The sequence below is a fragment of the Chlorobium sp. N1 genome, from assembly GCF_004332115.1.
Taxonomy (GTDB): domain Bacteria; phylum Bacteroidota; class Chlorobiia; order Chlorobiales; family Chlorobiaceae; genus Chlorobium.
Genome location: NZ_SJPA01000011.1, coordinates 21,865 through 32,105 on the forward strand (window position 1 = coordinate 21,865; position 10,241 = coordinate 32,105).

At 63.5% G+C, this 10,241-nt stretch carries 9 protein-coding genes; 7 read left to right on the forward strand and 2 right to left on the reverse strand.

Annotation, left to right across the window (positions count from 1 at the left end):
• Positions 1 to 122 precede the first annotated feature (122 nt).
• Positions 123 to 1,274 (forward strand): N-acetyl-alpha-D-glucosaminyl L-malate synthase BshA, encoded by a 1,152-nt coding sequence (gene bshA, locus E0L29_RS10520; RefSeq protein WP_131358741.1) that lies wholly within the window; start codon positions 123 to 125, stop codon positions 1,272 to 1,274.
• 49 nt (positions 1,275 to 1,323) lie between these two features.
• On the opposite strand, the gene E0L29_RS10525 is transcribed toward bshA, so the two are convergent.
• Positions 1,324 to 2,352: a rod shape-determining protein gene (locus E0L29_RS10525; protein WP_131358744.1), complete on the reverse strand. Its 1,029-nt coding sequence runs from the start codon at positions 2,350 to 2,352 to the stop codon at positions 1,324 to 1,326.
• 276 nt (positions 2,353 to 2,628) lie between these two features.
• On the opposite strand from E0L29_RS10525, the gene hisD reads away from it, so the two are divergent.
• From hisD to E0L29_RS10550, 6 genes are all read left to right on the forward strand, one after another.
• Positions 2,629 to 3,915, forward strand: coding sequence for a histidinol dehydrogenase (gene hisD / locus E0L29_RS10530; RefSeq protein ID WP_131358771.1), 1,287 nt, complete (start codon positions 2,629 to 2,631; stop codon positions 3,913 to 3,915).
• The gene (queA, locus tag E0L29_RS10535; protein WP_131358747.1) at positions 3,912 to 4,940 is read left to right on the forward strand and encodes a tRNA preQ1(34) S-adenosylmethionine ribosyltransferase-isomerase QueA; all 1,029 of its coding nucleotides are present in this window, start codon (positions 3,912 to 3,914) and stop codon (positions 4,938 to 4,940) included. The genes hisD and queA overlap by 4 nt, the downstream gene beginning before the upstream one ends.
• Before the next feature lie 272 nt (positions 4,941 to 5,212).
• Positions 5,213 to 7,783: a bifunctional aconitate hydratase 2/2-methylisocitrate dehydratase gene (acnB, locus tag E0L29_RS10540; RefSeq protein ID WP_131358750.1), complete on the forward strand. Its 2,571-nt coding sequence runs from the start codon at positions 5,213 to 5,215 to the stop codon at positions 7,781 to 7,783.
• A 146-nt stretch (positions 7,784 to 7,929) separates the two neighbouring features.
• On the forward strand, positions 7,930 to 8,124 hold the full coding sequence (locus E0L29_RS10545) for a hypothetical protein (protein WP_131358753.1): 195 nt from the start codon (positions 7,930 to 7,932) through the stop codon (positions 8,122 to 8,124).
• Between the two features lie 149 nt (positions 8,125 to 8,273).
• Positions 8,274 to 8,408 carry a hypothetical protein gene (locus tag E0L29_RS11710; RefSeq protein WP_278248918.1) on the forward strand — a complete coding sequence of 45 codons (135 nt, stop codon included), beginning with the start codon at positions 8,274 to 8,276 and terminating at the stop codon, positions 8,406 to 8,408.
• On the forward strand, positions 8,405 to 9,082 hold the full coding sequence (locus E0L29_RS10550; protein ID WP_165498889.1) for a class I SAM-dependent methyltransferase: 678 nt from the start codon (positions 8,405 to 8,407) through the stop codon (positions 9,080 to 9,082). Before E0L29_RS11710 ends, E0L29_RS10550 begins: the two co-directional genes overlap by 4 nt.
• A 197-nt stretch (positions 9,083 to 9,279) precedes the next feature.
• On the opposite strand, the gene E0L29_RS10555 is transcribed toward E0L29_RS10550, so the two are convergent.
• Entirely contained in the window at positions 9,280 to 10,089 is an 810-nt protein-coding gene (locus E0L29_RS10555; RefSeq protein WP_131358759.1) for an inverse autotransporter beta domain-containing protein, read from the reverse strand.
• Positions 10,090 to 10,241 lie beyond the last annotated feature (152 nt).

Sequence of the window (10,241 nt, forward strand, 5' to 3'; positions counted from 1 at the left end):
CAGCTGTAAGGTAGGAAGCGCATGCCGGCAGAGCAAGCGGGAGCGGGATATGGGGCGGGAACCTGTCCTGTTTTTGCTATTTTTGCCTTGACGGGCCTCTAGAACCATATTCCCAGCAGCAGATGAAAATCGGTATTTCCTGCCACCACACCTACGGAGGGAGCGGCGCCATCGCCGCCGAGCTCGGCATGGCCCTCGCTTCGAGAGGACATGTCGTCCACTTCTTCAGCCAGGGAGCCCCGTTCCGTCTCGGCGCCTTCTCTGCGAACATCTTCCATCACGAGGTCGAGGCCATGCACTATCCGCTCTTCGACTGCCCCTTCCACTCCCTGGCGCTGGCCTCGAAGATCGCCGAGGTCGCCTGGTACGAGAAACTCGACGTGGTCCATGCCCATTACGCCATACCCCATGCCATGAGCGCGATGCTGGCGCGCCAGATGCTCGAGGACAAGTGCCCCGAGCGCGGCTGCTTCCGTCTGGCCACGACCCTGCACGGCACCGATATCACGGTGGTGGGCGCCGATCCGGGCATGGCCGACGCCGTGCGTCTCGTCATCAACCGCTCCGACGGGGTGACGGCGGTCTCGCAGTACCTGAAGGACGAGACGGTGAGGATGTTCAGTCCCCGCCAGGAGATCGCCGTGATCCCGAACTTCGTCGACACCTCCCGTTTCCGCCGCTCGCCGCAGCCGGAGCTCCGGGGCGAGCTCGGGCTCGGCAACGGCCGCACCGTGATCCACATCTCCAACTTCCGGCCGGTCAAGTGCATCGGCGACGTCGTCCGCGTCTTCGAGGGGATCGTGCGCCGGCTCGACGCGACGCTCCTCTTCGTCGGCGACGGCCCTGAACGAAGCGAGGCCGAAACGGCGGTGCGGCGGCTCGGTATCGCCGGGCGGGTGCGCTTTCTCGGCCGGATCGACGAGATCGTGCCGCTGCTTTCGGTTTCCGATCTGATGCTGATGCCGAGCAACGTCGAATCCTTCGGCCTTGCCGCCCTCGAGGCGATGGCCTGCGGGGTGCCGGTCGTGGCGACCGACGCCGGCGGGTTCCCCGAGTTCATCGAAAACGGCCGGCACGGCTTCCTCTGCCGCCCGGGGGATGTCGAAACGATGACCCGGAGGGCTGTGGAGCTGCTCTCCGATCCCGTCCGCCTGGAGGCGTTCGCCGGCGCTTCGGAGGAGCAGGCCCGCCGGTTTGAGACTCCGCTGCAGGTCGACCGTTACGAGGCGTTTTACCGGGAGCTGCTGGAAGAGGGCAAAAAGAAACGCCCCTGAAGAGCAGGGGCGTTCCGGATGCGGTGCCGATGGCGTTCTGTTTCGCCGCTCAGTAGCGTTTCGTCGAGATCAGCACGCTGCGGTACTTGTCGAGGTTCTCGAGAACCTCTCCGGTGCCGCGGGCGACGGCCGTCAGCGGATCTTCGCTGATGTGGACCGCGAGCTTGGTCTCCTCGTTGATCTTCCGGTCGAGCCCCTTGATGAGTGCTCCGCCGCCGGCAAGGAAGAGGCCGCGGTCGAGGATGTCGGCCGAGAGCTCCGGCTTGGTGACCTCGAGGCTCTTCTTGATGGAGGTGATGATCTGGCTGATCGGCGTGGCGATGGCCTCGCGGATGGTGGGGGAGTTTACCTCGCGCTCTTCGGGAAGGGCGGTGACGAGGTTGCGGCCCCTGACCGTCATGGTCATCTCCTTGTCGAGCTTGTAGGCCGAGGCGATCTTGATCTTCACGTCCTCCGCCGTACGCTCTCCGATGGCCAGGTTGTAGGCCTTGCGGAAGTGGCGGATGATGGAGCCGGTGATGTCCGTGCCGGCGACGCGCAGCGACTCGCCCGAGGCGATGCCTCCGAGCGAGATGACGGCGATCTCGGTCGTGCCGCCCCCGATGTCGACGATCATGTTGCCCATCGGTTCCTTGACGTCGAGGCCGATGCCGATGGCGGCCGCCATCGGTTCGGCGACGAGGTAGACCTCTTTGGCGCCGACGTGTTCGGCAGAGTCGCGCACGGCGCGCTTCTCGACCTCGGTGATGCCGGAGGGGATGCCGATGACCATGCGGCGGATGCCGAAGGAGAACTTGTTCTTGGTCTTGATGATCAGCCCCTTGATGAGTTCCTCGGTCGCTTCGTAGTCGGCGATGACCCCGCTGGCGAGCGGACGGATGGTGACGATGCCCGGATGGGTCTTCTCGTGCATGAGCAGCGCATCGTGGCCGATGGCGACGACCTTGCCCGTGTTGCGGTCGCGGGCGACGATGGACGGTTCGTTGAGGACGACGCCCTCGTCGCGGATGAAAATGAGGGTGTTGGCTGTTCCGAGGTCGATGGCGATGTCGCGGAACAGGCTGCTGAATAAGCTCATGGCGGGCAATGGATCTGTGTGTTGTGCATGGGTGTCTTGGAATAGAGCTCGGTTCCGCTGTGTTCCAAGGGGTTTGATCCCTAAAGTACTTAATAGAACTTTTTTTTCAAATCAATTCCCCGGGCTCGAGAGTACTTTTTTATTGTGGTTTCCGGCCCCGTTTTCCGCCCCGGAAGCCGCACCGATGCGGCCGATGCGATTTTCAATGAAGGCCGCTATTATGTACATTGTCACACCAGTGTGAACCAGGATAGCCAAACCCCAAAGACCGTGGCCGTGCTCAAACTCTACCGATACGCCGTCGACGGCGACTCTCTCATGCGCCAGCTGCGCCGCAGCGTCGACTTTTCGCCCGAGGTCACCTCGGCCGTGACCGAAATCCTCGAAACCGTCCGTCGTGAGGGCGACCGCGCCGTCTTCGATTATACGAAGCGCTTCCAGGGTGCCGATCTCAAGGAGATGCGGGTGCCGGAGGAGGAGATCGCGCGCGCCTGCCGCGAGGCCGATCCCGGCTTCGTCGGCGTGCTGAGGGAGGCCTGGGAGAACATCCTCCGCTTCCACCGCTATGAGGTCGAGAAAAGCTTCTTCTACGAGGCCGAGGGCGGCGTCATGCTCGGCCAGCGCGTCACGCCGATGGAGCGCGCGATGCTCTACGTGCCGGGCGGCAAGGCGGCCTACCCCTCGTCGGTCCTCATGAACGCGGCGCCCGCGCGCGTGGCCGGCGTCGGGGAGATCTTCATGACCACCCCGTGCGACGCCGACGGCCGTGTCAACCCGCACATCCTCGCCGCAGCTTCGGTGGCCGGCGTGACCTCCGTCTACAAGCTCGGCGGCGCCCAGGCCGTCGCGGCCTTCGCCTACGGCACCGAAAGCGTGCCGAAGGTCGACATCATCACCGGTCCCGGCAACAAGTACGTGGCGCTCGCCAAGAAGCAGGTGTTCGGCCATGTCTCCATCGACAGCATCGCCGGCCCGTCCGAAGTGGCGGTCATCGCCGACGACTCGGCCGATGCGGAGTTCATCACGATGGACCTCTTCGCCCAGGCCGAGCACGATCCCGACGCCTCGTCCGTCCTCATCACTCCGTCGCAGCGGATTGCCGAGGCGGTGCGCGACATGGCCAGAGAGCGCGCGCCTTCGATGCTGCGCGGCGAGGTCATCACCTCGTCCCTCAGGGAGAACGGCGCCATCGTCCTGGTCCGCGACATGGAGGAGGCGGCACTGGTTTCGAACATGATCGCCCCCGAGCACCTCGAACTGCATGTCGAGCACCCCTGGGAGCTGTTGCCCTCCATCCGCCATGCCGGCGCCGTCTTCATGGGGAGCTACTCCTGCGAGACGGTCGGCGACTACTACGCCGGCCCGAACCATACGCTGCCGACCAACGGCACGGCGCGCTTCTTCTCGCCCCTCTCCGTGCGCGACTTCGTCAAGCACACCTCCATCATCTCCTATACCAGGGAGCGGCTCATGGCCGACGGGGAGAAGATCGCCTCGTTCGCCGACCGCGAGGGGCTCGAGGCCCACGCTGAAGCCGTCCGCGTGAGGCTGCGCCGCCGATGAGAGTCGCCGATTTCGACTACGAGCTGCCCGACGGGCGCATCGCACGCTATCCTCCGGAGGAGAGGGGCTCGACGCGCCTCCTCGTCATGCGACGCAGGGAGGGATCGGTACGCCACGCCTTCTACGGCGACCTCGACACCTTCCTTTCGAAGGGCGACCTGCTCGTCATCAACAACACGCAGGTCGTGCGCGCCCGGCTCATGGCCGTGAAGAGCACCGGTGCGAAAATCGAGCTGATGCTTCTCGAAAAGCACGAGGGGGAGCAGGAGCTCGTGCTCTACCGCGGCAGGCTGCGGCAGGGTGACCGGCTGCTCTCTTTCGGCCATGAGTTCCTGGTCGAGGAACTGGTCGCCGACGGCGTGGCCCGCCTCACCCATGCGGGAGGCGAAAGCCTCCAGAAGGTGTTCCAGGCGCATGCCGAGGTACCCATTCCGCCCTATCTCAGGCGTGAGGCCGAGCCGCTCGACCGCGAGCGCTACCAGACCCTCTTTGCCGAGCATCCCGGCTCGGTCGCCGCACCGACCGCATCGCTCAACATGACCCCTGAGCTTCTCGGACGGCTCCGCTCGAAAGGCGTCGACGACGCCCGCATCACCCTGCACGTCGGTCTCGGGACCTTCCTGCCGATCCGCACGGAGTCGATAACGGAGCATGTGATGCACCGCGAGTTCTACTCCATTCCTCCCGAAACGCTCGAGAAGATCCGCCGGACCAAAGCTGCGGGCGGCCGCGTCGTCGCCGTCGGCACCACCGTCACGCGCGCCCTCGAGCATGCCGCCCCGCAGATCCTCGAAGGCGCCGATGCCGGCCCCGTCGAGGCCGAGGCCGACATCTTCCTGCATCCCGGCGGCCGGCCCTTCCGGGTCATCGACGCCCTCGTCACCAACTTCCACGCACCGCGCTCGACCGTCCTCATGCTTACCGCCGCCTTCGCCGGCCCCGAACTCCTGCGCCGGGCCTACCGCGAGGCGCTCGAGGGGGAGTACCGTTTCCTGAGCTACGGCGACAGCACCCTCATCCTCTAGCCGCACGCATCTGCTCCTCCGCCTGCATTTTCCGCCGGCCGGCACGCTCCCGCGCCGCCTAGCGGCAGGCTTAAGAATTCATGGCCGCCGCCTCTGCGAAGCTTAGTAAGTTCGGTATCCGTGACGTATGGATTGCGTGCCGGGGTTGGTTTTGAACGGGGCGTATGGTATTTTTATCTTTTTGCCTTTTTACGTTCCAAAAAGGCGTTTCCCTTTCGTTATCCATTGCATCCAACAATCCGTTTCAACCTTAACACCCGGAGATAGAACGTATGAGCCTTGTCAGTAACTACCGTGCACATACCAGGGAGCGCGCCGAGCAGGGAATCCCCCCGCTTCCCCTGACCGCAGCAGAGACCCGCGAACTGGTCGAACTGCTCAAAGCTCCCGCACCGCAGGAGAAGGAGTATCTTCTCGAGCTTTTCACCGAGCATGTCAGCCCCGGCGTCGATGACGCCGCCCTCGAGAAGGCCGCGTTCCTCGACGCCCTTGTCCGCGGTGAGGCGAAGTGCGCCGTGATCTCTCCGGTCGAAGCCGTCCGGATCCTCGGCACGATGCTCGGCGGTTACAATGTCAAGCCGCTCGTCGACGCTCTTTCCAGCAGCGATTCGGCCGTCGCCGCCGAGGCCGCAGCCATGCTGAAGAAGACCCTGCTCGTCTACGATTCGTTCGATGCGGTCGTCGGCCTTTCGAAGACCAATTCATATGCGGCCGACGTTCTCCAGTCCTGGGCCAACGCCGAATGGTTCACCCAGCGCCCCGAGCTTCAGGAGAAGATCACTCTCACGGTCTTCAAGGTCCCCGGCGAAACCAATACCGACGACCTCTCCCCGGCCAGCGAGGCCTTCACCCGCAGCGACATTCCGCTTCACGCCCTGAGCATGCTCGGCAGCAAGATGGAGGACCCGATCGGCACCATCGCCAGGCTCAAGGAGAAAGGGCATCCGCTCGCCTATGTCGGCGACGTGGTCGGTACCGGTTCGAGCCGCAAGTCCGGCATCAACTCGGTCCAGTGGCACCTCGGTGAGGACATCCCCGCCGTTCCGAACAAGCGTACCGGCGGTGTGGTGATCGGCAGCATCATCGCTCCGATTTTCTTCAACACCGCGGAAGATTCCGGCGCGCTGCCGATCCAGGCCGACGTCACGGCCATGGAGACCGGTGACGTGATCGTCGTCTACCCGTCGAAGGGTGTCATCGAGAAGGACGGCCTCGAGATCGCCCGCTTCAGCCTCTCTCCCAACACCATCGCCGACGAGGTCCGTGCCGGCGGTCGCATTCCGCTCATCATCGGCCGTACGCTCACCGCAAAGGCCCGCAAGGCACTCGGGCTCGGTGCTTCCGACGTCTTCCGGCAGCCCGAGCAGCCCGCCGACACCGGCAAGGGGTATACCCTCGCGCAGAAGATGATCGGACGCGCCTGCGGCCTTCCGGGCGTGCGTCCCGGCATGTATGTCGAGCCGGAGACCCTCACCGTCGGCTCGCAGGACACGACCGGCGCCATGACGCGCGACGAGGTCAAGGAGCTTGCGGCCCTGAGCTTCAGCGCAGACCTCTTCATGCAGAGCTTCTGCCACACCGCAGCCTACCCGAAACCCAGCGACGTGAAGCTGCACCGCACCCTGCCGTACTTCGTCATGAGCCGCGGCGGCGTGGCGCTCCGTCCCGGTGACGGTGTCATCCACACCTGGCTGAACCGCATGGTTCTTCCCGATACGCTCGGCACCGGCGGCGACTCCCACACCCGTTTCCCGATCGGCGTCTCGTTCCCGGCCGGTTCCGGCCTTGTGGCCTTCGCCGGCGTGACCGGCACCATGCCGCTGAACGTTCCCGAGTCGGTGCTCGTCCGTTTCAAGGGCGAGCTGCAGGAGGGCATCACGCTGCGCGACCTGGTCAACGCCATTCCTTATGTGGCCATCAAGCAGGGCCTTCTCACCGTCGAGAAGAAGGGGAAGAAGAACGTTTTCGCCGGCCGCGTGCTGGAAATCGAAGGCCTTCCGAAACTGAAGGTCGAGCAGGCTTTCGAGCTCTCCGACGCTTCGGCCGAGCGTAGCGCTGCGGCCTGCACCGTCCGACTCGACAAGGAACCGGTCATCGAGTACCTCTCCTCCAACGTCAAGCTGCTCGAGCAGATGATCGAGAACGGCTACGGCGATCCGGACACGCTCCGCCGCCGCATCGGCAAGATGCAGGAGTGGCTGAAGAACCCGACGCTCCTCGAGCCGGATGCCGATGCCGAGTACGCCGCCGTGATCGAGGTCGACATGAGCGAGATCAGGGAGCCGATCCTTGCATGCCCGAACGATCCGGACGACGTCGCCACCCTCAGCGAGGTGCTTCGCGACGAAAACCGCCCGAAGCAGATCGACGAGGTGTTCGTGGGAAGCTGCATGACCAACATCGGCCACTTCCGTGCGCTCGGCGAAGTGTTGAGGGGCCGGGGCGCAGCCGCTGCGAGGCTCTGGGTCGTGCCGCCGACCAAGATGGACATGAACCAGCTCATCGCCGAGGGGTACTACTCCGTCTACGGCGCTGCCGGAGCACGCACCGAAATGCCGGGTTGCTCGCTCTGCATGGGCAACCAGGCCCGTGTCGCCGACAACGCCGTGGTGTTCTCCACCAGCACCCGCAACTTCGACAACAGGATGGGCGCCGGAGCCCAGGTCTACCTCGGTTCAGCCGAGCTGGCAGCGGTCGCGGCCCTGCTCGGACACCTTCCCAACAAGGACGAGTACCTGGAGGTCGTCGGTCGGAACCTCAGCGGTGAAAAGCGTGGTGACATCTACCGTTACCTGAATTTCCATACCGTCGGCCAGGAGGAAATGTCGATGCTTATGGACTGAAAAAATCGTAAAAAAATGTTGTGGCGGAATATGGAAATATTTGCATATTCCGCCAGACGGTGAGTTTCAAATTTCACCGTTTTTCTTTAATATGCTGAAGCTGAAGAAGCTGTCATTCTACAAACAACACAAACAAGAAAAGAACAATGAAAAAGCTTTTCATTTTCCTGTTCCTCCTGAGCTCGGTTTCTTTCGTCGGCTGCGCCAAGACCGAAGCACCTGCTCCTGAAGCACCTGCAACCGAGGAAGCAGCTCCTGCAGCTGAGGAAGCACCGGCCGTCGAGGCTCCTGCTACCGATGAGGCAGCTCCTGAGGCTCCTGCAGCTGAAGAGGCAAAGTAAGTTCCGGAATCCGGACGCTTATGAAGTGAAAGAGACGGGCCACAAGCCCGTCTCTTTTTTTTGTCGCGGCGAAAACCAGCCCCCTCTCCGCATCTCCCGTTCCCCCTCCTTACGCGCCCCCTCTTCCGCTCGCCGACACATCGGCCCTGGTGCAGCTCTGGTGCGGCCCGGAACTCTCCCGTTCGCCGGCCGTGCACGAGTACTTCGCGATGCTCGACCTCTCTTCCGGCAGAGCCCTCTTCGAGCGCTGCGATGCCATCTGGAAGCACTTGGGCAAAAGGTGATCGAGTACCGCAAGCGTTGCATCGCCTCCGAGGCGATCGCGACCCTTGAGACGGGTGGGATAGGCAAGGTGGTGATCGCCGGAGCGGGTGTCTCCATGCTCGGCATCGAGCTTGCCGCGCGTTTTCGGGAGCTCTCCGTCTTCGAGACCGATGCCGATGCCGCCAGCATGGCCCGGAAGCGCGTCCTTGTCGCAGGCCTTGGCTTCGCCGAAGGCAGCCGCCTGCAGTGCCTCGAAGCGGACGCCCGGGATCTTTCGGGAACACGGGCCGTCCTCGGCGCGGCAGGGTGGGGGGCCGATCTCCCGACCCTCCTCATCGTCGAGGGGCTCTCCTATTACATCACCAAAGAGGCCCTGCGGCGGCATTGGCGTGCGCTTGCCCCCGCCTCCCGCATCATCCTCGAGTACCTGGTGCCTCCGGCCGATGTCGGAGAGGCCAGACGCTGCATACCCGAACGGGTGTTCGGTCTCATCAGGGAGTACGGCTCGTCGGAGGGGGAGTATCCCTGCTGGAGGGAAGGGGAGCTGCGGCTCGAAGAGGGCCTGCAGGTGGAGCGGCTGTGGGCGATGGAGGCGATAGAAGGCGAACTCGCGGTCGGGGATCCCCTGTTTTCACGCCGTGAGGACGGCTGGATCGAGATCGCCCTCATGCGGCGCGGCGAAGCGCACGCCTGAAGCCGGGCGGATGAGGATTCCCGGCAGGCCCGTTTCGGGGTATCACTGTTCAGGTATCCGTGCTGGAGCCTCCGTCTCCGAGTCTGAGGGGGTTGCCGGCGGAGGAGTCCGGTCTCGCCAAAACGCAGAGAAGCCCCGTCGTCTCCGGCGGGGCTCCTGGGTATGCCGCTATCAGTCAGGCATCAGTGAAAGGGTGTTCAGGCTGCATTATTCTCCTTGCTGGCCGAGTAGATCTTCTGCTCGAAGCGGAGCTTCTCGAAGCGGCGGTCGTCCATGCGCTCGAAGCTGTAGGGCTTTTTGCTGATCCTCGGCCTGGTCGCTTTGTTGACGCCGGTGCCGAAGAGGTCCATGGTGTAGCTGATCTTCAGGAACCGCTCGCAGTCGCCCTTGCTGTATTCCGCATTGCCGCTCGTGTAGTCGACGTAGCCGACCTCGACGGCAAGTCCGTCGTATATCGAGCTCGAGACGCTGAAGGTGTTGCCCTTGAGGTCGTCGATGGGGTTCGTTGGGTCATTCGACTCGACTCCGTTCCAGCAGAAATGCTTGACGCGGAAATGGGCGCTCGGCACGTACGGCAGGGCCACGGCCAGTTCGACGTCGTATCCGCCGCGGGCCTTCTCCTCGTTATTGGCCACTCCCGTCAGCTTCCAGTCGGTCATGCGGTGGTAGTAGTTCGAGTTGATTTCGAACACCGATGTCCGGATCTCAGCGCCGTAGCTCAGGCGCTGGTGGTTGCGGGGAAACTCGTGACTGTAGACCGCGTTGGCTCCGAGCATCACCTTGTCATTGGCCATGAGGTGGCGGTAGCCGATGCCCCCGTCGAGCGTTTTTCGCGCATCCTGGAAGTCGAATCCGCCTTCGACGAAGAGGTTGTCGGCGAGATTGTCGCTCTGGTAGAGCGGGCAGGGGATTGTTGCGTCAAGGGAGGTGATCCACGAGGGGGGGGGGGCAGGATCCGGTGCTTCCGGTATTGCCTCAGCATTGGCTACGCATGGAGCAGCCAGAATGAGAAGAAGCGAAACGAGTTTTTTCGGCTCCTCGCTGTTTCAAATGGGTAAGCTGAAATTAAGTTTCCCGTTGATGAGGTAAATCATGTTGATGAGATACCTGTTGGTACGGTAGCCCCGAGCCCGTGCTTTTGCGGCCTGGACGAGGCTGT